A 21,216-nucleotide genomic window follows, 5' to 3' on the forward strand; every position below is an offset into this window, starting at 1 on the left:
TTTTCATCTTAGATCCAGTCTTTGACCTTAATAAACTCGCTCAGCGCCGCTTCCGGGCTGCCGTCTTCCGGCTGATAGTTATACTCCCAGCGCACCAGCGGCGGCATCGACATCAGAATGGACTCCGTGCGCCCGCCGGTCTGCAGGCCGAACAGCGTGCCTCTGTCCCACACCAGATTGAACTCAACGTAGCGCCCGCGGCGGTAGAGCTGGAAATCGCGTTCGCGCTCGCCATAAGTCATTGCTTTGCGACGCTCGACGATGGGCAGGTAGGCGTCGGTAAAGCCGTTTCCTACCGCCTGCATAAAGGCGAAGCAGTGGGCAAAGTCTGGCGTATTCAGATCGTCAAAGAACAGGCCGCCAATGCCGCGCTGCTCCTGGCGGTGCTTAAGATAGAAGTAGTCGTCACACCACTTTTTATAACGCGGATAGACGTCATCGCCAAACGGCTGGCACAGGTCGCGCGCGACGGTGTGCCAGTGCACGGCGTCTTCATCAAAACCGTAGTAAGGGGTTAAATCGAAGCCGCCGCCGAACCACCACACTGGCTCAGTACCCGGTTTTTCGGCAATAAAGAAACGCACGTTGGCATGGCTTGTCGGCACATACGGATTACGCGGGTGAACGACCAGCGATACGCCCATGGCCTCGAAGCTGCGCCCGGCAAGCTCCGGGCGGTGCGCCGTTGCGGAGGCGGGCATCGCGTCGCCGTGTACGTGGGAGAAATTGACGCCAGCCTGTTCAAAGACGGCGCCGTCGCGTAGCACCCGGCTACGGCCGCCGCCGCCGGCATCGCGCTGCCAGCTATCTTCAATAAATACGCCGCCGTCGAGCTGTGCAAGCTGGCGGCATATCTCGTCCTGTAGCCCGAGCAGAAAGGCTTTAACCTGATCGACGTTAATGGTCATCAGCGTCGCTTCGCGTGGGCTTTCTGGTTATCGAACCAGTGGAAGTAGCTGATGATACCCGAAGCGATAGCATCGGCGATTTTTTGTCGAAATGCCGTGGTGCCCAGCAGCTTCTCTTCGGCCGGGTTGGTAATAAAGGAGGTTTCGACCAGCACGGAGGGAATCGACGGCGACTTCAGAACCACAAATGCCGCCTGCTCGGTGCTGCGGCTGTGCAGCTTGTGCACTGGCTTAATTTTCTTCAGCACGTGCGAGCCGAGCGTCAGGCTGTTTTTGATGGTATCGGTTTGTACCAGATCGAACAGCACCTGCTGCAGAAGATGGTCTTTGTCTTTGGCCTTCTTGCCCGCCAGCTCATCAGCGGCGTTTTCACGGTCCGACAGATACTTTGCCATTGCGCTACTGGCCCCGCGGTTGGAGAGGGCGAAGACCGACGCGCCTGCGGCAGAGGGGTTAGTAAAACCATCTGCGTGAATTGACATAAACAAATCTGCGCCGTGCTTATGGGCGATTTCAACCCGATCGTACAGCGGAATAAAGGTATCGCCCGAGCGGGTCAGCCGAGCATCGATGCCGTTTTTCTGCAGAATAGCGCGAACGTTTTTGGCAATCGCCAGCACCACATGCTTTTCTTTCGAACCGTTATGGCCGATTGCGCCGGTATCAATACCGCCGTGGCCTGGATCCAGCATCACCAGCCGACGGCTTGATGTTTTTTTCGCCGGCTTACTGTGACCATTGCTGGTTTTTAAGGTGGTGTCTTTTGCTGCCGCGTGGGAAGCTATCCCTGACAGCGTGAGCGCAGCCAATCCGGCTTTCAGCACCTGGCGGCGCGAAGTCAGTATTTTTAATGGTTTAAAAGTGCTCATTCCGGCCTGAGTTGTAAAAACAAGAATCTATATGTTATATCGTATCGCGATCTTCGTTACGACAGTTCGTGATGAGAATTGTTTTACTTTTCATTTCAATACGTGTCTGTACCTTATTATGCCATTTTTTTCACTGTGCCGCGCCAGATATTGGCTAAATTGGCCGTTCACGCCATAATCACTGTTTTTGAACCTGAAAAGGCGGGCAATACCATGGAGATACGCGTTTTTCGCCAGTCGGACTTTGAAGAGGTCATCACTCTATGGGAGCGATGCGATCTGCTGCGACCATGGAACGATCCTGAGATGGATATCGAACGTAAGGTAAACCATGACGTCAGCCTGTTCCTGGTGGCGGAGGTCAACGGTGAAGTGGTCGGTACCATTATGGGCGGCTACGACGGTCATCGTGGTTCAGCTTATTATCTTGGCGTTCACCCGGAATACCGCGGCCGCGGTATTGCTAACGCGCTGCTCAATCGTCTTGAGAAAAAGCTCATTGCCCGCGGCTGCCCGAAAATTCACATTATGGTGCGTGAGGAAAACGACGTCGTGCTGGGCATGTACGAGCGTCTGGGCTATGAACATGCCGATGTGCAAAGCTTAGGAAAACGTCTGATCGAAGATGAAGAGTACTGATTTCTCGCCCGCCGACTACGATCCGCAGGGCCGCCTGCGACTGCCGTTTTTGTTCTGGTGCCTGCTGTTGTTACAGGCGCGGACGTGGGTGCTGTTCCTGATGGCCGGCGCCTCACGCGATCAGGGCGATGCCTTGCTCAATCTGTTCTATCCTGACCACTCGCTTTTCTGGATTGGCCTGCTGCCCGGCGTACCGGCCGTACTGGCGTTTCTGCTTAGCGGGCGGCGCCACGTCTACCCGCGATTATGGCGATGGCTGCATCCGGCGTTAATCGTGTCGCAGATTATCCTGCTGCTGTGGCAGCCGTGGCTGTGGCTCAGCGGTGAGGCGTTGTCCGGCGTTGGGTTAAGCCTGTTTTTGCTGGATATCTATGCCCTGTGGTGGCTGCTGAGCAATCGCCGTTTACGCGCCTGTTTTCGCGAGGTCACAGAATAAACGGCACTTTTTGCGTTTACTGGACTCCAACAGGCCTGACTTGAATTTATAGGAAGTATCAATGAAATCGCTGCGTTTATTCTTCTATGCACTGCCGCTGGCGTTGACCGGCTGCTCAACGCTGTCGTCGGTTAACTGGTCGGCGGCCTACCCGTGGAACTGGTTTGGCTCTTCGGCCGGTATCACCGAGCAGGGCGTGGGCGGGATTGGCGGAACCACGGCGCTGAACGAACAGGCCATTAGCGACGCATTGGGCAGCAGCTATCGTATTCGAAGCGGCATGAAGGCGCACCAGGGCAATATTGTTCACTACTTTGAAGCGCTGCGCGGTGACAAGCTGGCGATGGTGATTAACGGCGACGGCGGCAGCGTCAGCCGGGTTGACGTCCTGGATGACAGCGTTGAAGCCGCCGACGGCGTGAAGGTCGGCGCAGCGTTTAACGCCATTTACGATAAAGCCTTCGGCAACTGTGCACCTGCAGTTGACGACGAGAGTAACGTGGTGGAATGTAAAGCAAAAGAGAGCCAGCACATTAGTTACCAGTTCTCCGGCACCTGGCAGGGGCCGCAGGGGCTAATGCCGCCGGACGATGCGTTGAAAAACTGGACGCTGTCAAAAATAATCTGGCGGCGCTAATTTTGTCGGCAAATTGACCCGCTGCGTCGAAAAGCGGGTACAATGTGTAAGGTTTTTCTATGCCACGATGTCGTGGCATTTTATTTCAGGAGGAGCGATGTCTCAGGTTCAGAGCGGCATTTTGCCGGAACATTGCCGCGCGGCGATTTGGATTGAAGCCAATGTTAAAGGGGACGTTAACGCCCTGCGTGCCGGCAGCAAAATTTTTGCCGAAAAGCTGGCGGCGTTTCAGGATAAATTCCCGGAAGCCCATTTAGGCGCGGTTGTCGCGTTTGGCCACAACACCTGGCGCGAGCTGAGCGGCGGCGTGGGTGCAGAAGAGCTGAAAGATTTCCCTCCGTACGGTAAAGGACTTGCACCCTCCACGCAATTTGATGTGCTTATCCACATTTTGTCGCTGCGCCACGACGTGAACTTTTCCGTTGCTCAGGCTGCACTGGCGGCGTTCGGTGATTCCCTGGACGTGCAGGAAGAAGTACACGGTTTCCGCTGGGTTGAAGAACGTGACCTGAGCGGTTTCGTTGATGGCACCGAGAACCCGGCGGGTGAAGAAACGCGCCGCGAAGTGGCCGTGATTAAAGACGGCGTTGATGCGGGCGGCAGCTACGTGTTCGTACAGCGCTGGGAGCACAACCTCAAGCAGCTTAACCGCATGAGCGTGCCGGATCAGGAAATGATGATTGGCCGTACCAAAGAAGCCAACGAAGAGATCGACGGCGACGATCGCCCGGAAACTTCTCACCTGACCCGCGTTGACCTGAAAGAAGACGGCAAAGGGCTGAAAATTGTGCGTCAGAGCCTGCCTTATGGTACGGCGAGCGGTACCCACGGCCTGTACTTCTGCGCGTACTGCGCGCGTCTGCATAACATTGAGCAGCAGCTGCTGAGCATGTTTGGCGACACCGACGGTAAGCGCGATGCGATGCTGCGCTTTACTAAGCCGGTGACCGGTGGGTATTACTTTGCGCCTTCGCTGGATAAGTTAGTGGCGTTGTAAGGTGCATTCTCTTCAGATGCCATAAAACGGGCCGTCTGATGGTGATACCGGCATGCCGCAACCAGTAGAGCATCGTTATCAAGTTTGTAGACAAGTCGATGCTCTAATGTGATCCGGCGGGACCAAAATCCCGCCAGATCAAATTTCAGCGGTTCTGGCTTACCTTTGCCGACAAAGGGCGTGCGTTTAATCGCCCTGATAAGCTCGTTTATCTTTTTTATCATGCTCTTATCCGTATCTTGCCAGTACAGATAATCGTCCCATGCCTGTGCTGACCAGATAAGTTTCACTCCATCAAATCCCTTTGGATACCTTTTCCAGTTTTTAGCTCCTCAATCGCATCCATGAGTCGTCCGGCATTTGCGGGTGATCGCATCAGATAAGCGGTTTCTTCCAGCGAACGGTATTCTTCGAGCGACATCAGCACGCATGCCTTACCGTTTTGTTGGGTGATGATAATAGGGGCGCGATCTTCCGTTACTTGCCGTAGCGTTGTGGATAGGTTTTGCCGGGCTTCGCTATCGCTGATTATTCTCATGGCACTCTCCTGATGATGTCACATATGTCCATTGTATATGTGTGGGTATTTGACCCTGGATTAACAGCCCGAACAAGCCGTTGATAATGCTTTTGCGAGTCGTTATCCAGATATTCCTGGCATGTTAAAAATCCTTATTCCCTTTTCAACTTCCAAATCACCAAACGGTATATAAAACCGTTACTCCTTTGGTCTCCGTTATAAATACACTGGTGCTCAGAGAGTCTCCAAACGATAGGGTGCGCAATGGCTATGACGTTACTGAAAAAAAGATACCTGGCGCTGGCCGCTTCAATGCTGCTGGTGGCACAAGCACAGGCGACGGAGCTGCTAAACAGCTCTTATGACGTCTCCCGTGAGCTGTTCGCCGCCCTGAATACGCCGTTTGAACAGCAGTGGGCGAAGGACAACGCGGGTGACAAGCTGACGATTAAGCAGTCACACGCCGGTTCTTCCAAGCAGGCGCTGGCTATTTTGCAGGGCTTAAAAGCAGACGTTGTAACTTATAACCAGGTGACCGATGTGCAGATTCTGCATGATAAAGGCAACCTGATTCCGGCGGACTGGCAGGCGCGTTTACCGAACAACAGCTCGCCGTTCTACTCGACCATGGCGTTCCTGGTCCGTAAGGGCAACCCGAAAAATGTTCATAGCTGGAACGACCTGGTGCGCCCGGACGTGAAGCTGATTTTCCCGAACCCGAAAACCTCCGGTAACGCGCGCTATACCTATCTGGCGGCGTGGGGCGCGGCGGATCAGGCTGACGGCGGCGATAAAGCCAAAACGCAGCAGTTTATGACCCAGTTCCTGAAAAATGTCGAAGTGTTTGATACCGGCGGCCGTGGCGCGACCACCACTTTCGTGGAGCGTGGTCTGGGCGACGTGCTGATCACCTTCGAATCGGAAGTGAACAACATCCGTAAGCAGTATGAAGATCAGGGCTTCGAAGTGGTGGTGCCGAAGGTCAACATTCTGGCGGAGTTCCCGGTCGCCTGGGTCGATAAAAACGTTAAGGCCAACGGTACCGAGAAGGCGGCGAAAGCCTACCTGAACTATCTGTATAGCCCGCAGGCGCAGACCATCATCACCGACTACTACTACCGCGTGAACAACCCGCAGGTGATGGACAAGCTGAAAGACAAATTCCCGCAGACCGAACTGTTCCGCGTGGAAGACAAATTTGGCGCCTGGCCTGAAGTGATGAAAACGCATTTCGCCAGCGGTGGTGAGTTAGACAAGCTGTTAGCGGCGGGGCGTAAGTAATGTTTGCTGTTTCTTCCAGACGCGTGCTGCCGGGCTTTACCCTGAGCCTTGGCACCAGTCTGCTGTTTGTTTGTTTAATTCTGCTGCTGCCGCTGAGCGCGCTGGTGATGCAACTGGCGCAGATGAGCTGGTCGCAGTACTGGGACGTGATTACCAACCCGCAGGTGGTGGCGGCCTACAAAGTGACGCTGCTGTCGGCGTTTGCGGCCTCGATTTTTAACGGCGTGTTCGGCCTGCTGATGGCGTGGGTGTTAACCCGCTACCGTTTTCCGGGCCGTACGCTGCTGGACGCGCTGATGGATCTGCCGTTTGCGCTGCCAACGGCGGTGGCGGGCCTGACGCTGGCGTCGCTGTTCTCGGTGAACGGCTTCTACGGCGAGTGGCTGGCGAAGTTTGATATCAAAGTGACCTACACCTGGCTCGGCATTGCGGTGGCGATGGCGTTCACCAGCATCCCGTTCGTGGTGCGTACCGTACAGCCGGTGCTGGAAGAGTTAGGCCCTGAATATGAAGAAGCGGCGGAAACGCTGGGCGCGACGCGCTGGCAGAGCTTCCGTAAAGTGGTGCTGCCGGAACTTTCCCCGGCGCTGGTGGCGGGCGTCGCGCTGTCGTTCACCCGCAGCCTTGGCGAGTTTGGTGCGGTAATTTTTATCGCCGGGAACATTGCCTGGAAGACGGAAGTGACCTCGCTGATGATCTTTATTCGCCTGCAGGAGTTTGATTATCCAGCGGCGAGCGCGATTGCGTCGGTTATCCTCGCGGCCTCTCTGCTGCTGCTGTTCTCCATCAATACCTTGCAAAGTCGCTTTGGTCGACGTGTGGTAGGTCACTAATGGCGGAAGTTACTCAATTGAAGCGCTATGACGCACCCCGCATCAACTGCGGTAAATGGTTTCTGATTGGTACCGGGATGCTGGTTTCGGCCTTTATCCTGCTGGTGCCGATGATCTATATCTTCGTCCAGGCGTTCAGCAAAGGGCTGATGCCGGTGCTGCAAAACCTGGCCGACCCGGACATGCTGCACGCCATCTGGCTGACGGTGATGATTGCGCTGATTACCGTGCCGGTAAACCTGGTGTTCGGCGTGCTGCTGGCATGGTTGGTGACGCGCTTTAACTTCCCGGGGCGCCAGCTGCTGTTGACGCTGCTGGATATCCCGTTTGCCGTCTCGCCGGTCGTCGCGGGTTTGGTTTATCTGCTGTTTTACGGTTCCAACGGCCCACTCGGCGGCTGGCTGGAAGCGCATAACCTGCAAATTATGTTTGCCTGGCCGGGCATGGTGCTGGTCACCATCTTTGTGACCTGCCCGTTCGTGGTTCGTGAATTGGTACCGGTAATGCTGAGCCAGGGCAGTCAGGAAGACGAAGCGGCGGTGCTGCTCGGTGCCTCCGGCTGGCAGATGTTTAAACGCGTTACGCTGCCAAATATTCGCTGGGCGCTGCTGTACGGTGTGGTGCTGACCAACGCTCGTGCTATCGGTGAGTTTGGCGCGGTGTCGGTGGTCTCCGGCTCGATTCGCGGCGAGACCCTGTCGTTACCGTTACAGATTGAACTGCTGGAGCAGGACTACAACACCGTCGGTTCTTTTACCGCCGCGGCGCTGCTGACCCTGATGGCGATTCTGACCTTATTTTTAAAGAGTGCGTTGCAGTGGCGTTTGCATAATCAGGAAAAACGCGCGCAACAGGAGGGAAATCATGAGCATTGAGATTGCCAATATTAAGAAGTCTTTTGGTCGCACCCAGGTGCTGAATGATATCTCTCTGGATATCCCTTCCGGCCAGATGGTCGCGCTGCTGGGGCCGTCCGGTTCCGGGAAAACCACGCTGCTGCGCATTATTGCCGGGCTGGAGCACCAGACCAGCGGGCATATTCGCTTCCACGGCACCGACGTCAGCCGCCTGCACGCGCGCGATCGTAAAGTGGGGTTTGTATTCCAGCACTACGCGCTGTTCCGCCATATGACGGTGTTCGACAACATCGCCTTTGGCCTGACGGTGCTGCCGCGCCGCGAGCGTCCAAACGCCGCGACCATTAAAGCAAAAGTCACCAAACTGCTGGAGATGGTGCAGCTTGCTCATCTGGCAGACCGCTATCCGGCACAGCTTTCTGGCGGACAAAAACAGCGCGTGGCGCTGGCTCGTGCGCTGGCGGTGGAGCCACAGATTTTACTGCTCGACGAACCGTTCGGTGCGCTGGATGCGCAGGTACGTAAAGAGCTGCGTCGCTGGCTGCGTCAGCTGCATGAAGAGCTGAAATTCACCAGCGTCTTCGTCACCCACGATCAGGAAGAAGCGATGGAAGTCGCCAACCGCGTGGTGGTGATGAGCCAGGGTAATATCGAACAGGCCGATGAGCCGGATCAGGTTTGGCGCGAGCCAGCCACCCGCTTCGTGCTGGAGTTTATGGGCGAAGTGAACCGTCTGCAGGGGACCATTCGCGGCGGGCAGTTCCACGTTGGCGCGCACCGCTGGCCGCTGGGCTATACGCCGTCTTATCAGGGGCCGGTAGATCTGTTCCTGCGCCCGTGGGAAGTGGATGTGAGCCGCCGTACCAGCCTCGATTCCCCGCTGCCGGTTCAGGTACTGGAAGCCAGCCCGAAAGGTCACTACACCCAATTAGTTGTCCAGCCTCTGGGGTGGTATCACGAGCCGTTAACGGTGGTGATGCGCGGGGACGATGCGCCGCTGCGTGGCGATCGTCTGTTTGTGGGCTTGCAGAATGCACGCCTCTATCATGGTGACCAGCGTATTGAGTCCCATGAGACGCTTGCTCTGGCAGAAACGGCCTGATAGCTTAATCGCACGTGGTTTTGCCGGGTGGCGCTACGCTTACCCGGCCTACAAAACAATATTGACAGGCCCGGTAAGCGAAACGCAGCCGGGCTTTTTATTGGACAGCAGAAGTGAATACATTAGAACAAACGATCGGCAACACGCCGCTGGTCAAATTACAACGTCTGGGGCCGGATAACGGCAGTGAAATTTGGGTCAAACTGGAAGGCAACAATCCCGCCGGGTCGGTGAAGGATCGGGCCGCGCTGTCGATGATTGTCGAGGCGGAAAAGCGTGGCGAGATTAAGCCGGGCGACGTGTTGATTGAGGCAACGAGCGGCAACACCGGCATTGCGCTGGCAATGATCGCCGCGCTGAAAGGTTATCAGATGAAGCTGCTGATGCCGGACAATATGAGCCAGGAACGCCGTGCGGCGATGCGTGCCTACGGTGCTGAGCTGATTCTGGTCACCAAGGAGCAGGGCATGGAGGGGGCGCGTGATTTAGCGCTGGACATGGCCCAGCGAGGCGAAGGCAAGCTGTTAGATCAGTTCAACAACCCGGATAACCCGTACGCGCATTACACCACGACCGGTCCGGAAATCTGGCGGCAGACGGAAGGGCGTATCAGCCACTTTGTCTCCAGTATGGGCACCACCGGTACGATTACCGGCGTGTCACGTTTTTTACGTGAACAGGAAAAAGCGGTCACTATCGTTGGCCTGCAGCCGGAAGAGGGCAGCAGCATTCCCGGTATTCGTCGCTGGCCAGCGGAATATATGCCGGGGATTTTTAACGCCAGCCTGGTTGACCAGGTGTTGGATATTCACCAGAACGACGCGGAAAACACCATGCGCGCGCTGGCGGTGAAAGAAGGCGTGTTCTGCGGCGTGAGTTCCGGCGGCGCGGTGGCGGGCGCGATTCGCGTGGCCGAGCAAAACCCGGGTGCGGTAGTGGTAGCGATCATCTGCGATCGCGGCGATCGCTATCTGTCTACCGGGGTATTTGGTGAAGAACACTTCAGCCAGGGGGCGGGGATTTAAGTCGCCGTGCTGTCCAGCAGGTCGGTGCCGTACGAGTTATCTACCGTACACAGCCAACGCCCTGCCTGCTGGCGAAATACGTAGGTCGCGCGGCGCGTGACCTGCGTTGTTTCACCGTTTTCCTGAGCAATATCCAGCCGGGTCTCCATGATCACCAGCGCGTTATCGCCGCCTTCGATAATCTCCATCCTGCCTTGCGTCACCGTCAGTCGATGCTGAAAATAATCGGCGATGGCAATAAACGCTTTGCGAATGTTTTCTTTCCCGCTGACCATCATGCCGGGTTTCACCACCAGCGTGGCGTCCTCGGCGTAATATTCCATCAGCGTGGCGTAGTCTTCCTGCGAGATGGCGCGGTCGCAGGCTTCGATAACCGCTTTAAGCGATGACGCTGGCATGTCTTCTCCTTAACGCATTGGTGGTGGGTTACTGCGTCAACTTATCAAGAAATCCCCATAGCTTCTCATTCATTTCGCGATAGTCATAGGCGCGCATCTCATCGACGCTACGGATATACGGCTTACCTTTGGCTTCATCCAGCTCCTGTTGGGAGTGCTGAATCAATCCTTCAACCGCGTCGGCGGTAAACTCCATATGGCACTGGAAGCCATACACCTTATCGGTATATTGCACTATCTGGCGCGGGCAGCCGGCGCTGGTGGCCAGAACGACCGTGCTATCGGTCAGCCCCGGCATGTCGTTGTGCCAATGGCCGACGGTGAGCGGCGAACCGAAATGGTTGAACAGCGGGTGTTGAAGCGCAGCCTCGGTGAGGGTTATCGGGTAGTGACCAATCTCTTTTTCCGGACTCTGGCCTACGGCCGCACCCAAGGCTTCGCCAATCAGCTGCGAACCGAGGCAAATGCCGACCACCGTGCGCCCGGCGTCAATGGCCTGACGAATGAGCTGCTGTTCGGCTTTGGAATCGAAGTAAGCGCATTCGGCGAGCGTTGTGCGCGGCGACTGAGGGCCGCCAAAGACGACAAGCATGTCAAAACCATCGGCGTTGGCGGGGACGCGCTCATGGTTATAGACGTGCGTCCAACTGATCTCATGGCCGCGCGACTCGGCCCACGGCAGGTAAGCGCCCGCAGATTCAAACGATTCGTGAATAACAAAATGGACTCGCACTGTTTTACTCCTGATAGAGGCTAAGCGCCTGATGAATATCGGCCGCTAGTCGGGTGATGTCGTTATCGCTAAGTGTAGAAATGGTAATACGCAGTCCATGCGCAGGGGCACTGACGCCAAACGCCTCGCCTTCACGCACCAGCCAGCCTGATTTTGCCAGCGAAAACGCCGCTGTCTGGCTGGCGGCGGGGAGCGGAAGCCACAGGTTCAGACCATCACCGGGGGGCGCATTTTCAATGCCACGGCTGCGTAGCGCCCGTGCCAGCTTTTGTTGTTGGCTGGCGTAAAACTGACGAGCCAGCGCCTGCTGTTGTGGGAACGCCTCATCCGTCAGGCAGGCGTAGACTAAATCTTGTAGCAGATGACTTACCCACTGGCTGCCGGCGTTGAGCCGCAGCCGCAGCTTCGCCGACGTGGCCGTATCGCTGGCAACAAAGGCCAGGCGCAGATCCGGACCCAGCGCTTTGGACATCGATCGAATCACCGCCCAGTGTCGGGTATCCGACGTAAGCACGGGGTGCCAGTCGGCTGCCGAAAGAAGCGCAAAGTGGTCATCGACGATAACCAGCGCCTGCGGGTAGCGGCTGAGCACCTGGCGGATAGCGGCGGCTCGTGCCGCGCTGAGGCTGTAGCCGGTGGGGTTATGGGCGCGTGGTGTCAGGATCACTGCGCGAGCGCCGGCGGCGAGCGCACGTTCCAGGGCGTCCGCCTGCATCCCTTCGCTGTCGATGGTAACCGGGCTGGCGTGAAAACCGCTGTACCGTAGCATGCTGATGCTACTGAGGAAGCAGGGGTCTTCCACGGCGACGCTATCGCCGGGCAGCAGATGAGCGCTCAGCAGGCGTTCGATGGCATCGACGGCACCGTTGGTCAGATCTATTTCGCCCGCCGTGGGTATCGCCTCTTGCATCCAGCTCTGGGCCCAGTCATACAGCGCGGGTGATACCGGCGCATCGCCATACAGGCGCGGCGTTCGGCTAATGTGTGATAGATAACGACCCAAATCCGGTAATTTATCCGCGGCAGGATTGCCGCCGGAGAGATCGGTGAGCGGGGTATGCGGGTTGCCACCTTCCAGCGCTACCGGCGTTGGCGTGGCTTTAATCACCGTGCCGTTGCGGCCAAGGCTAAGCGCCAGCCCGGAGGTCACCAGTCTTTTATAGGCGGCGGCAACCGTATTGCGGTTAACGCCCAGACGCATCGCCAGGAAACGCACGGGCGGCAGCGTTTCCCCCTTCGCCAACTGTCCGCTGGTGATATGCTGGCGAATACTGTCAAAAATTTCACTGGCGCTTTTTCCGTCGATCATTATTGACCTATGACAAAATGAATTTTAGCATATGACGATAATAGTGAGGCGCCAGCCCGCTGTCCAGAGTCATAAGGAGAAGGAGATGGGGCAGGATAGTGAAATACAGTCGGTGCTGTTCCACGATACGCACCGTGCGCTGCAAACGGACATCGTGGCCGTGCAGTCTCTGGTGGTCTACGGCAGCGTCGGCAACAGTATTGCCGTCCCGGCGATCAAGGCCCACGGTCTGCGGGTGACCGCCGTGCCGACGGTGCTGTTTAGCAATACGCCGCACTACGACACGTTTTACGGCGGGATTATCCCCGGCGAGTGGTTCGGTGGGTACCTCCAGGCGCTGAATGAGCGTGATGCCTTGCGCGAGCTGAAAGCGGTCACCACCGGCTATATGGGCAGCGCGGAGCAGATTGCACTGCTGGCGGAGTGGCTAAAAACGGTACAGATCACCCATCCGGATATCTGCATTCTGGTTGACCCGGTGATAGGCGACGTCGACAGCGGGGTCTACGTCAAAGCGGAAATTCCGCAAGCCTATCGCACTCATCTGCTGCCGCTGGCGCAGGGGTTAACGCCCAACGTATTCGAGCTGGAAATGCTGAGCGGTAAGCCTTGCGGCACGCTGAGCGAGGCGATAGCCGCCGCGCAGTCGCTGCTTTCTGACAGCCTGAAATGGGTAGTGATCACCAGCGCGCCGGCCCAGACGGCCGATAACATTACCGTAGTGGTGGTGACGGCGGAATCGACGGCGGTCATCGATCACCCACGTCTGGAAACGGACCTTAAGGGCACCGGCGATCTGTTCTGTGCGGAGCTTATCAGCGGCATAGTGCAGAAAAAATCGCTTTCTGATGCCGCACACGATGCCGCGCAGCGGGTTCTGGAAGTGATGCGCTGGACGCAAACGTGCGGCTGCGATGAGTTAATTCTGCCACCGGCAGGGGAGGCGTGATGAAGCGCTATCGTCTGGTTGTACGCCATAATGGTCGGCTGGTGGGGCATTTTGATACCAGCGGCAAGGATGCGCTGGAAGATGCTTGCGTGGCGCGGGCAGTATTCGGCGTTACCGGAGGGTATCAGTGCGAGCTGTGGGTGTCCGATTCCGAACGTCGGGTGCTGGAAAGCGGCCCGGATGGGATGAAAGTCCTGATGCACGAGCCCTGTTTTCGCCCGGTAACCTCGGCGCTGTAGGCTGCGGCTGGTGGCCGGATGGTGGCGTAAGCGCCCGCTCCGGCCTGCGGACAAAAAAATGGCGCCAATCGGCGCCATTTTTTATGCAGCAAGCATTACTTCTTGATGCGGATAACCGGGGTTTCACCAACGGTTACGCTGCCAGAAAGTTTGGTCAGCTCTTTGATCTCGTCCATGTTGGAGATAACAACCGGAGTCAGGGTAGACTTCGCTTTCTCTTCCAGCAGGGCCAGATCGAACTCAATCACAGTGTCGCCAACTTTAACGCGCTGGCCTTCTTCTGCGATACGTTTGAAACCTTCACCTTTCAGTTCAACGGTGTCGATACCGAAGTGAACGAACAGCTCGATGCCGCTATCGGATTCGATAGAGAAAGCGTGGTTGGTTTCAAAGATTTTACCAATGGTGCCGTCAACCGGCGCAACCATTTTGTTGCCGGTTGGTTTGATAGCAATGCCATCACCAACGATTTTCTCAGCAAACACTACGTCCGGCACGTCTTCGATGTTGACGATCTCGCCAGAGAGCGGTGCAATAATCTCAATTGTTCCTGTGTCTTTTTTGTCATCAGAAACCAGAGATTTCAATTTATCGAACAAACCCATGATCTTCTCCTAAGCAGTAATTTGGGCCGCGTCTCGTGGATTAGCAGATTGTTTTTTCTTCAATGAACTTGTTCACCAACGCCAGCAGTTCGTCTGTGGTCGGTTGAGCAAGCGCTTGCTCTGCTAATACCTTCGCATCTTCGAAGTTCGTGTTACGGATAATCTTCTTAATGCGCGGGATAGAAATGGCGCTCATAGAGAATTCGTCCAGACCCATCCCCAGCAACAGAAGTGTAGCACGTTCGTCGCCTGCAAGCTCACCACACATGCCAGTCCATTTGCCTTCAGCATGAGAAGCATCAATAACTTGCTTGATCAAAGTGAGGACAGACGGTGACATCGGCTGGTAAAGATGTGAAATCATATCATTACCACGGTCAACTGCCAGAGTATACTGCGTTAAATCATTGGTACCGATACTAAAGAAATCAACTTCTTTGGCTAAATGACGCGCAATGGTCGCTGCGGCTGGGGTTTCCACCATCACACCGATCTCAATGGATTCGTCAAATGCTTTACCTTCGCTACGCAGTTCCACCTTGTAGATTTCAATCTCTTTCTTCAGTGCGCGCACTTCTTCAACAGAGATGATCATCGGGAACATAATACGCAGCTTACCGAAAGCAGAAGCACGCAGGATTGCGCGAACCTGGTCACGCAGGATCTCTTTACGATCCATTGCGATACGCACGGCACGCCAGCCCAGGAACGGGTTCTCTTCTTTCGGGAAGTTCATGTACGGCAGCTCTTTGTCGCCACCGATGTCCATGGTGCGGACGATGACCGCCTGAGAGCCACAGGCTTCAGCAACGGCTTTGTACGCGGCAAACTGCTCTTCTTCAGTCGGCAGCGCATCGCGGTCCATGAACAGGAATTCAGTGCGGTACAGGCCTACGCCTTCCGCGCCGTTACGCTCAGCACCGTCGATATCACGCACGGTACCGATGTTGGCGCAAACTTCAACCTGGTGGCCATCAAGGGTGATTGCCGGCAGATCTTTCAGTTTTGCCAGTTCGGCTTTCTCGGAGGCAACCTGTTCCTGTACAGCGCGAAGTTTTTCAATTTCTTCGTTTGTTGGGTTGACGTAAACCAGATTGTTTACGGCATCCAGAATCAGATAGTCGCCATTTTTCACCTGAGTGGTGACGCTGCCGGTACCCACGATTGCCGGCAGTTCCAGGGAACGTGCCATGATGGAGGTGTGGGAAGTACGGCCACCGACGTCAGTGATAAAGCCCAGCACCTTCTTCAGGTTCAGCTGTGCGGTTTCAGACGGCGTCAGGTCTGCGGCAACCAGGATAACTTCGTCCTGAATCGCGCTCAGGTCAATAATCGCCAGACCCAGGATGTTGCGCAGCAGGCGCTTACCGATGTCACGTACGTCAGCCGCACGTTCTTTCAGGTATTCATCATCCAGTTCTTCCAGGGCAGTCGCCTGACCTTCGATAACTTCATGCGCAGCTGCATCAGCCGTCATGTTCTTATCTTTAATCAGGGCTATGATTTCCTGCTCCAGCTCCTCATCTTCGAGCAGCATGATATGCCCTTCGAAGATGGCTTCTTTTTCTTCACCGAAAGTTTCGCCAGCTTTAGTTTTGATAGCTTCGAGCTGCGCGGACGCTTTAGAACGACCGCTCAGAAAACGCTCAACTTCCTGCTCAACCTTATCGGCAGAAATTTTCTTCCGGTCGATGACAATTTCATCTTCTTTCAGCAGCAATGCTTTACCGAAAGCGATACCCGGGGATGCTAAAATGCCTGAAATCATAACCCTACCTTACTTGTGACTGATATTTAAAAGAACTCGTTGAACTTACTCGAGTTCAGCCATCAGTTTAACCAGATGCTCAACTGCTTTCTGCTCGTCTTCACCTTCTGCGGACAGGGTAACAACGGTACCCTGAGTCAGGCCCAGAGTTTGCAGTTTGAACAGGCTTTTCGCGCTAGCGCTTTTGCCGTTGGAGGTCACAGTGATCTCAGAAGTGAAGCCTTTCGCTTCTTTAACAAACTGAGCAGCAGGGCGGGTATGCAGACCGTTCGGAGCGGTAATGGTAACTTCTTGCTGGAACATTATATTTCCCCAACTTATAGGTTTAGTGTTGTGGAACTAAAGTCTAGCCTGGTGGCTAGACTTTAGCCTGTATTACTCAATTCAAGCGACGTCCACAAATCAGCGCTACCATCGGCGACAAACCTTCCGACGCAGACGCTTCTGGCCTTTGACGTTTCGCTTATCATTAAACATTATGCCGCGAAAGCAGGATTTGAACCAAATCATAAAATCGATTCAGCACAGGAAAACCTGTAATGAATAATTTCGCTGCTCAAAATAAATATGATGGTTAAATACCAGACCTAAGGAGGTGAAGCAATGCCAGGGGGGGTAAAAGTTTGACGTACGCCACAAAAAAGCACCCGGCTGGGTGCTTTTTTACACGATTTTAACGCACTGGCATTACTGTTGCAGTTCTTTCTCGGTGAAGAGATCTGCAAATAACGCGGTGCTCAAATAGCGTTCACCCGAAGACGGTAGGATAACCACAATATTCTTATTGGTAAAGGTTTCATCTTCCTGAAGTTTCAGCGCGGCGGCAACGGCAGCACCGGAAGAGATACCGGCCAGAATACCTTCTTCTTCCATCAGACGACGTGCGGTAGAAATGGCTTCTTCATTGGTGATGGCGACCACTTTGTCGATCAGTTTCAGATCGAGGTTGCCGGGAATGAAGCCCGCGCCGATTCCCTGGATCTTGTGTGGGCCAGGCTTCAGCTCTTCACCTGCCAGCGCCTGCGCGATGACCGGAGAATCGGTTGGTTCAACGGCCACGGAGATGAGATCCGTTTTGCCCTTGGTGCCTTTAATATAACGCGTGACGCCGGTAAGAGTACCGCCGGTGCCGACGCCTGCAATGAATACGTCAACCTGGCCGTCGGTATCTTCCCAGATTTCCGGGCCGGTGGTCTTTTCGTGGATTTCCGGGTTCGCCGGGTTGCTGAACTGTTGCAGCAACAGGTATTTTTCCGGATTGCTGGCGACGATCTCTTCCGCTTTCTGGATTGCGCCCTTCATGCCTTTCGCACCTTCGGTCAGCACCAGATTGGCGCCCAGCGCTTTCAGCAGCTTACGGCGTTCAATACTCATGGTTTCCGGCATGGTCAGCGTCAGTTTGTAACCGCGAGCGGCGGCGACGTAGGCCAGAGCGATACCCGTATTACCGCTGGTGGGTTCAACCAGTTCAACGCCCGGCTTAAGAACGCCACGTTTTTCGGCATCCCAAATCATATTGGCACCGATACGGCATTTGACGCTGAAGCTCGGGTTACGTGATTCAACCTTTGCCAGAATGCGCCCGTTACCGATGCGGTTCAGTCGTACCAGCGGCGTATGACCGATAGTCAGGGAGTTATCTTCAAAAATCTTACTCATGGCCTGTCCTTAACTGTATGAAATTTGGGGTACTGGACCAGCATACCTGCTTAAAGATTCTGCGGAAGTAAGGATTTCGCATATCTATATACTGAAGGGAAATAATGGCAAGCGGGATGGAATAAGGCAAGGTATAAGCCTCATCCATAGGGATGAGGCGTGGTGCGCGTTAGCCCTGCGTGGCGGAGAGCGGAGTCGTTGAGGTGTGTCCATAGCGGCCTTTACCCAGCACCTGGATGCCGATAAGGGTAATCACCCACGCTATGATGCCCATCACCAGATAGGTTTTGGCGAAGCCGTAGCGGTCGTATAGCATCCCGGCAATGGGGTTGATAAGCGCAATACCTAAATAGTTAAAACAGCCCAGCACCATATAAACGGTTCCGGTTAAGCGCTTATCGAAATAGAGAGAAAGATATTTAAAGATTGATACCAATAGCAGCGCCATCTCCAGACCGTAGAACGGTTTAATAATGGCAATCATCCACGCGTGAGTCGCCAGCGCGGAAACCACCAACCGCAATCCAATAACAAAACCCGCTAACAAGAGACCATTACGGGCGCCGACTTTATTAATCAGCCAGGGAATGGAAAACATTAAAATGAATTCGGCGGCGGATTGCACTGAGCCCATATAGCCGAGCATCGCATTACCCTGTTTATGGTCGTCAAAGAAACTGACAAAATAACGCGGAAACTGTTGTTCTGCGCTCTGCATCATCCAGATAATTCCGCCGTAAAACAGCATCAGGATCCAGAACCCACTTTGGGTAAAGAGCATTTTGACGTCGGTTTTATTGACCGGTGCTTTTTGGCCTGAGTTAACCGCCTGCCAGTCGATACCGTCGCCCTGCGTTTTTAACATGCCGAGCAGCATGAGCAACACGATGCAGGCCAGCGATGTGACGCAGAAATTATAGTGCGGAGATAGGTTAAACAGCTGCCCGGCAAACAGCGACGCCACCGCCCAGCCCATCGATCCCCACATGCGCACGCGGCCAAACTCAAAGGACCAGGCGCGGCTATAGCGATCGGCGTAGGATTCAAACACCAGCACGCCGGCCAGATAAGCGAAGGAGAGATACAGTGCGCCAACCAGCATACCGGCAACCAGGTTAACGCCAAGCAGCGGCTGGTACACCCAAATGAAAAAGGGGGCTGCCAGCACCGAGGCGAGGGTCACGATGACCAGCAGGTGCTTGCCCAGACCGAGCTTGTCCATGATGTAGCCGCAGACGGGCTTCATCGCCAGCGCAAACAGGGCGTTGATTGAGAGCGCAAAGCCAATCTTTTCACTGTTCAGCCCCACGTTATCGGCCAGCCAGATCGCCAGAAACGACCAGCTGGTGGACCATGCAAAATAGAAAACAAAGAGACAGAGACTTATTCTGATATAAGCCTGCTTATTTATCATGCTGACCATATAATTCCACTCCATTGCGAAATGACAGCGCTACGTTAGCCTGAATAGCGTTTGCAGACTTTTATCTGATTGCCATCTTCTGGCCACCTTGTCGTTTTTATCCTTAGAGGCTGTGTTGTCCCTCACAGAATGAATATGTGAATTTTTTTATCGCCTTGAGAGGGCAATAAAACTCAATTTTTAGCCATTATTTTTAAATTATCCCCCACTATAAAATAAGGTATTTGACAAGGCAATCATCAGCGTTTTAATTTCGCTACTCTGGCAATGGTTCAGGAAATAACCATGCAAACTTTACAACAATCCCACGTATTTAATCGCCCCAGCGACCGGGTTTGCGTGCAGTATTGGTTGCCGGGTATTTCCTATCCAGAGCATGACCACGATTATCACGAAATACTCTTTTTGCTCTCCGGTACGATGACCCATATCGTCAACGGCTCACCCTGGTTTATGCGCGCCGGTTCATTTATGGCGCTGCGCGCCGAAGATCGCCACGCCTTTACTGACATGCACGAGAACAGCGCCATTAATCTGCTGCACGTACCGCTAGGTCAGTTAAACTGGTTTGATAGTCGTATCGCGTCGCTGTTTGAAGAGTCGGAACCGCAGCTGTGGCATATGGCGACGCCCGGCTGGATGAAGGTCGTGAGGGAACTTAATGCATTTGCCTGCGCCGAAATGAGCGATGGCGGTGAGAGTGGCCCATTGCGTAGCGCGCTGCAGGAGACCTTTTTGCTGCGTTTGCTGGCCCAGCTGCCGCGCTATTGCCAGACGGCGTATGGCGATCTCAGCGTCGATGAGCGGGTGTGCCTGGCGATGTCGTGGGTAGACAGCCACTGGCAATTAAAGGTGGAGTGGTCAACGCTGGCGGACCGCTTTTCACTCACGCTTCGCACCTTCCAGCGCCGTTTTAAACAACGAACCGGGATGACGCCGCAGCAGTATTTAATTGCCCTGCGGCTGCGTCATGCCCGGTTTTTAATGCAGCAAGGCGTTCATTCGCTGCGGGATATTGCCGAGTACTGTCACTTTTATGATGCCAGCCATCTCGGCGCTTGTCTGCGACAGCAGGCGCTTACTTCCACATCGCGTGTTTATCGCGATAGCAGTCCACCCACATCGCCGTCGCGCCGCAAATCGCCACCGGAATAATCACCAGGTTAAGCACCGGGATCAGGGTGAACAGGCTGGTCAGCGCGCCAAACTGCATGTTAGTGACCTTACGGGTGCGCAGCGCTTCACGCATAGTTTTAAACGGTACCTTGTGGTTATCGAACGGATAGTCGCAGTACTGAATCGCCAGCATCCAGGCGCTGAACAGGAACCACAGCACCGGCGCGACCGTCTGGCCGACGCCAGGAATGAAGTACAGCAGCAGCAGCACAATCGCGCGCGGTAGATACCACGCCAGCTTTTGCCATTCGCGTTTCATGATGCGGGGCAGGTCTTTCATAATACCGACAATACCGGTGTCCGGCGGGGTGGCGCCGGTTAAGCGCGCCTCTAACTGCTCGGCCAGCAGACCGTTAAACGGCGCGGCTATCCAGTTGGCGATGGTTGAGAAGAAATAGCCGAAAACCAGCAGAATTGAAATCACGATCACCGGCCAAAGCAGATAGCTCAGCCACTGCAGCCAGTCGGGAATACGCCCCATCAGCGAGGGGATCCAGCTCTCCAGCTTGCTGAACAGCCACCAGAAGGCGCCGCCCATCAGCACAATATTGACCAACAGCGGTAAGATGACGAATCGGCGAATGCCCGGCAAGCCGATCAGTTTCCAGCCCTGAGAGAAATAGTAAACGCCGCTGCGTGCGGCAGGGGTGGACGATGAAATCATGGTCAGGTGAAGCTCCTTTGTCTGACTACATTGAAAAGACGACACTATATTAGCGAGTTGTTGGACAATCACCAGTTAAGAAATGTTCGAAAAACAAGCAAAAAGTACGATTTAACGCATCTTTCTGCGGTGAATGTCATGTGCACACTTGCACTTGACGTGATGGGCAAATACTCTTAGTGAGTAAAT

General features: G+C 54.9%; 24 protein-coding genes and 1 pseudogene. 12 read left to right on the plus strand and 13 right to left on the minus strand.

The features are described from left to right. Positions 1–8: 8 nt before the first annotated feature. Both hemF and amiA read right to left on the minus strand, forming a co-directional pair. Positions 9–908, minus strand: coding sequence for an oxygen-dependent coproporphyrinogen oxidase (gene hemF, locus H7R76_RS06880; RefSeq protein ID WP_182967313.1), 900 nt, complete (start codon positions 906–908; stop codon positions 9–11). Beyond that, complete coding sequence (amiA, locus tag H7R76_RS06885; RefSeq protein ID WP_106924160.1) at positions 908–1,777, minus strand: N-acetylmuramoyl-L-alanine amidase AmiA; 870 nt, start codon at positions 1,775–1,777, stop codon at positions 908–910. The genes hemF and amiA overlap by 1 nt, the downstream gene beginning before the upstream one ends. 213 nt (positions 1,778–1,990) lie before the next feature. Between amiA and H7R76_RS06890 the strand changes: the two genes are divergently transcribed. The 4 genes from H7R76_RS06890 to H7R76_RS06905 all read left to right on the plus strand — a co-directional run bounded on the left by H7R76_RS06890 (position 1,991) and on the right by H7R76_RS06905 (position 4,486). Beyond that, positions 1,991–2,416 (plus strand): GNAT family acetyltransferase, encoded by a 426-nt coding sequence (locus H7R76_RS06890; RefSeq protein ID WP_181357945.1) that lies wholly within the window; start codon positions 1,991–1,993, stop codon positions 2,414–2,416. Beyond that, positions 2,403–2,852 carry a DUF2919 domain-containing protein gene (locus H7R76_RS06895; RefSeq protein WP_182967315.1) on the plus strand — a complete coding sequence of 150 codons (450 nt, stop codon included), beginning with the start codon at positions 2,403–2,405 and terminating at the stop codon, positions 2,850–2,852. Before H7R76_RS06890 ends, H7R76_RS06895 begins: the two co-directional genes overlap by 14 nt. A 61-nt stretch (positions 2,853–2,913) precedes the next feature. After that, on the plus strand, positions 2,914–3,489 hold the full coding sequence (locus H7R76_RS06900) for an RpoE-regulated lipoprotein (RefSeq protein ID WP_182967317.1): 576 nt from the start codon (positions 2,914–2,916) through the stop codon (positions 3,487–3,489). Between the two features lie 97 nt (positions 3,490–3,586). Then, positions 3,587–4,486 carry a Dyp-type peroxidase gene (locus tag H7R76_RS06905; protein WP_106924164.1) on the plus strand — a complete coding sequence of 300 codons (900 nt, stop codon included), beginning with the start codon at positions 3,587–3,589 and terminating at the stop codon, positions 4,484–4,486. Between the two features lie 38 nt (positions 4,487–4,524). On the opposite strand, the pseudogene H7R76_RS06910 reads toward H7R76_RS06905, so the two are convergent. Together H7R76_RS06910 and yefM are read right to left on the minus strand one after the other, a co-directional pair. Further along, positions 4,525–4,776, minus strand: a pseudogene (locus H7R76_RS06910) (Txe/YoeB family addiction module toxin); the annotation flags it as partial. After that, complete coding sequence (gene yefM / locus H7R76_RS06915; RefSeq protein WP_182967321.1) at positions 4,773–5,024, minus strand: YoeB-YefM toxin-antitoxin system antitoxin YefM; 252 nt, start codon at positions 5,022–5,024, stop codon at positions 4,773–4,775. The gene yefM and the pseudogene H7R76_RS06910, both read right to left, overlap by 4 nt. Before the next feature lie 246 nt (positions 5,025–5,270). Here yefM and H7R76_RS06920 point away from each other — a divergent pair, with 246 nt between their 5' ends. From H7R76_RS06920 to cysM, 5 genes are all read left to right on the plus strand, one after another. Further along, positions 5,271–6,287, plus strand: a complete 1,017-nt coding sequence (locus H7R76_RS06920) for a sulfate ABC transporter substrate-binding protein (RefSeq protein ID WP_106924167.1) — start codon at positions 5,271–5,273, stop codon at positions 6,285–6,287. Continuing rightward, the gene (gene cysT, locus H7R76_RS06925) at positions 6,287–7,120 is read left to right on the plus strand and encodes a sulfate/thiosulfate ABC transporter permease CysT (RefSeq protein WP_182967323.1); all 834 of its coding nucleotides are present in this window, start codon (positions 6,287–6,289) and stop codon (positions 7,118–7,120) included. The genes H7R76_RS06920 and cysT overlap by 1 nt, the downstream gene beginning before the upstream one ends. Beyond that, a complete protein-coding gene (cysW, locus tag H7R76_RS06930; RefSeq protein ID WP_182967325.1) occupies positions 7,120–7,995 on the plus strand; it encodes a sulfate/thiosulfate ABC transporter permease CysW in 876 nt (291 codons plus the stop codon). The genes cysT and cysW overlap by 1 nt, the downstream gene beginning before the upstream one ends. Further along, entirely contained in the window at positions 7,985–9,079 is a 1,095-nt protein-coding gene (cysA, locus tag H7R76_RS06935; RefSeq protein WP_035897287.1) for a sulfate/thiosulfate ABC transporter ATP-binding protein CysA, read from the plus strand. The genes cysW and cysA overlap by 11 nt, the downstream gene beginning before the upstream one ends. Positions 9,080–9,192: 113 nt before the next feature. After that, entirely contained in the window at positions 9,193–10,104 is a 912-nt protein-coding gene (cysM, locus tag H7R76_RS06940) for a cysteine synthase CysM (protein WP_106924171.1), read from the plus strand. Here the strand turns inward: cysM and H7R76_RS06945 are convergent. Genes H7R76_RS06945 through ptsJ form a run of 3 tightly spaced genes read right to left on the minus strand, consistent with a single transcriptional unit; the run spans position 10,101 to position 12,544 of the window. After that, a complete protein-coding gene (locus H7R76_RS06945; RefSeq protein WP_182967327.1) occupies positions 10,101–10,502 on the minus strand; it encodes a YybH family protein in 402 nt (133 codons plus the stop codon). The two genes, cysM and H7R76_RS06945, sit on opposite strands and share 4 nt — an antisense overlap. 28 nt (positions 10,503–10,530) lie before the next feature. Continuing rightward, entirely contained in the window at positions 10,531–11,235 is a 705-nt protein-coding gene (locus tag H7R76_RS06950) for a type 1 glutamine amidotransferase (RefSeq protein WP_106924173.1), read from the minus strand. A 4-nt stretch (positions 11,236–11,239) separates the two neighbouring features. Then, positions 11,240–12,544 (minus strand): MocR-like B6 salvage transcription factor PtsJ, encoded by a 1,305-nt coding sequence (ptsJ, locus tag H7R76_RS06955; RefSeq protein WP_182967329.1) that lies wholly within the window; start codon positions 12,542–12,544, stop codon positions 11,240–11,242. Between the two features lie 85 nt (positions 12,545–12,629). Here ptsJ and pdxK point away from each other — a divergent pair, with 85 nt between their 5' ends. Together pdxK and H7R76_RS06965 are read left to right on the plus strand one after the other, a co-directional pair. Beyond that, positions 12,630–13,493 carry a pyridoxine/pyridoxal/pyridoxamine kinase gene (gene pdxK, locus H7R76_RS06960; RefSeq protein WP_182967331.1) on the plus strand — a complete coding sequence of 288 codons (864 nt, stop codon included), beginning with the start codon at positions 12,630–12,632 and terminating at the stop codon, positions 13,491–13,493. Then, positions 13,493–13,732 (plus strand): cytoplasmic protein, encoded by a 240-nt coding sequence (locus H7R76_RS06965; protein WP_106924176.1) that lies wholly within the window; start codon positions 13,493–13,495, stop codon positions 13,730–13,732. Before pdxK ends, H7R76_RS06965 begins: the two co-directional genes overlap by 1 nt. A 95-nt stretch (positions 13,733–13,827) precedes the next feature. Here H7R76_RS06965 and crr read toward each other — a convergent pair whose 3' ends face one another. The 5 genes from crr to H7R76_RS06990 all read right to left on the minus strand — a co-directional run bounded on the left by crr (position 13,828) and on the right by H7R76_RS06990 (position 19,187). Beyond that, positions 13,828–14,337 (minus strand): PTS glucose transporter subunit IIA, encoded by a 510-nt coding sequence (gene crr / locus H7R76_RS06970; RefSeq protein ID WP_052282364.1) that lies wholly within the window; start codon positions 14,335–14,337, stop codon positions 13,828–13,830. Positions 14,338–14,377: 40 nt separating this feature from the next. Further along, positions 14,378–16,105, minus strand: a complete 1,728-nt coding sequence (gene ptsI, locus H7R76_RS06975) for a phosphoenolpyruvate-protein phosphotransferase PtsI (RefSeq protein ID WP_182967333.1) — start codon at positions 16,103–16,105, stop codon at positions 14,378–14,380. A 45-nt stretch (positions 16,106–16,150) separates the two neighbouring features. Continuing rightward, complete coding sequence (gene ptsH, locus H7R76_RS06980) at positions 16,151–16,408, minus strand: phosphocarrier protein Hpr (RefSeq protein WP_002913505.1); 258 nt, start codon at positions 16,406–16,408, stop codon at positions 16,151–16,153. 384 nt (positions 16,409–16,792) lie between these two features. After that, entirely contained in the window at positions 16,793–17,764 is a 972-nt protein-coding gene (gene cysK / locus H7R76_RS06985; RefSeq protein WP_106924178.1) for a cysteine synthase A, read from the minus strand. A gap of 169 nt (positions 17,765–17,933) precedes the next feature. Beyond that, positions 17,934–19,187: an oligosaccharide MFS transporter gene (locus tag H7R76_RS06990; RefSeq protein ID WP_182930215.1), complete on the minus strand. Its 1,254-nt coding sequence runs from the start codon at positions 19,185–19,187 to the stop codon at positions 17,934–17,936. Positions 19,188–19,472: 285 nt separating this feature from the next. Between H7R76_RS06990 and H7R76_RS06995 the strand changes: the two genes are divergently transcribed. Next, entirely contained in the window at positions 19,473–20,342 is an 870-nt protein-coding gene (locus H7R76_RS06995; RefSeq protein ID WP_182967335.1) for a helix-turn-helix domain-containing protein, read from the plus strand. Here the strand turns inward: H7R76_RS06995 and cysZ are convergent. Then, on the minus strand, positions 20,266–21,027 hold the full coding sequence (gene cysZ, locus H7R76_RS07000) for a sulfate transporter CysZ (RefSeq protein WP_182967337.1): 762 nt from the start codon (positions 21,025–21,027) through the stop codon (positions 20,266–20,268). The two genes, H7R76_RS06995 and cysZ, sit on opposite strands and share 77 nt — an antisense overlap. Between the last annotated feature and the right edge of the window lie 189 nt (positions 21,028–21,216).

The sequence above is a fragment of the Klebsiella sp. WP8-S18-ESBL-06 genome (assembly GCF_014169755.1).
Classification (GTDB): domain Bacteria; phylum Pseudomonadota; class Gammaproteobacteria; order Enterobacterales; family Enterobacteriaceae; genus Kluyvera; species Kluyvera ascorbata_B.

Excerpts from the sequence above, each read along its gene's own strand:
- hemF (WP_182967313.1), bottom strand. The coding sequence starts at position 908 with ATGACCATTAACGTCGATCAGGTTAAAGCCTTTCTGCTCGGGCTACAG.
- amiA (WP_106924160.1), bottom strand. The coding sequence starts at position 1,777 with ATGAGCACTTTTAAACCATTAAAAATACTGACTTCGCGCCGCCAGGTG.
- H7R76_RS06890 (WP_181357945.1), top strand. The coding sequence starts at position 1,991 with ATGGAGATACGCGTTTTTCGCCAGTCGGACTTTGAAGAGGTCATCACT.
- H7R76_RS06895 (WP_182967315.1), top strand. The coding sequence starts at position 2,403 with ATGAAGAGTACTGATTTCTCGCCCGCCGACTACGATCCGCAGGGCCGC.
- H7R76_RS06900 (WP_182967317.1), top strand. The coding sequence starts at position 2,914 with ATGAAATCGCTGCGTTTATTCTTCTATGCACTGCCGCTGGCGTTGACC.
- H7R76_RS06905 (WP_106924164.1), top strand. The coding sequence starts at position 3,587 with ATGTCTCAGGTTCAGAGCGGCATTTTGCCGGAACATTGCCGCGCGGCG.
- yefM (WP_182967321.1), bottom strand. The coding sequence starts at position 5,024 with ATGAGAATAATCAGCGATAGCGAAGCCCGGCAAAACCTATCCACAACG.
- H7R76_RS06920 (WP_106924167.1), top strand. The coding sequence starts at position 5,271 with ATGGCTATGACGTTACTGAAAAAAAGATACCTGGCGCTGGCCGCTTCA.
- cysT (WP_182967323.1), top strand. The coding sequence starts at position 6,287 with ATGTTTGCTGTTTCTTCCAGACGCGTGCTGCCGGGCTTTACCCTGAGC.
- cysW (WP_182967325.1), top strand. The coding sequence starts at position 7,120 with ATGGCGGAAGTTACTCAATTGAAGCGCTATGACGCACCCCGCATCAAC.
- cysA (WP_035897287.1), top strand. The coding sequence starts at position 7,985 with ATGAGCATTGAGATTGCCAATATTAAGAAGTCTTTTGGTCGCACCCAG.
- H7R76_RS06945 (WP_182967327.1), bottom strand. The coding sequence starts at position 10,502 with ATGCCAGCGTCATCGCTTAAAGCGGTTATCGAAGCCTGCGACCGCGCC.
- ptsJ (WP_182967329.1), bottom strand. The coding sequence starts at position 12,544 with ATGATCGACGGAAAAAGCGCCAGTGAAATTTTTGACAGTATTCGCCAG.
- pdxK (WP_182967331.1), top strand. The coding sequence starts at position 12,630 with ATGGGGCAGGATAGTGAAATACAGTCGGTGCTGTTCCACGATACGCAC.
- H7R76_RS06965 (WP_106924176.1), top strand. The coding sequence starts at position 13,493 with ATGAAGCGCTATCGTCTGGTTGTACGCCATAATGGTCGGCTGGTGGGG.
- crr (WP_052282364.1), bottom strand. The coding sequence starts at position 14,337 with ATGGGTTTGTTCGATAAATTGAAATCTCTGGTTTCTGATGACAAAAAA.
- ptsI (WP_182967333.1), bottom strand. The coding sequence starts at position 16,105 with ATGATTTCAGGCATTTTAGCATCCCCGGGTATCGCTTTCGGTAAAGCA.
- ptsH (WP_002913505.1), bottom strand. The coding sequence starts at position 16,408 with ATGTTCCAGCAAGAAGTTACCATTACCGCTCCGAACGGTCTGCATACC.
- cysK (WP_106924178.1), bottom strand. The coding sequence starts at position 17,764 with ATGAGTAAGATTTTTGAAGATAACTCCCTGACTATCGGTCATACGCCG.
- H7R76_RS06990 (WP_182930215.1), bottom strand. The coding sequence starts at position 19,187 with ATGGTCAGCATGATAAATAAGCAGGCTTATATCAGAATAAGTCTCTGT.
- H7R76_RS06995 (WP_182967335.1), top strand. The coding sequence starts at position 19,473 with ATGCAAACTTTACAACAATCCCACGTATTTAATCGCCCCAGCGACCGG.
- cysZ (WP_182967337.1), bottom strand. The coding sequence starts at position 21,027 with ATGATTTCATCGTCCACCCCTGCCGCACGCAGCGGCGTTTACTATTTC.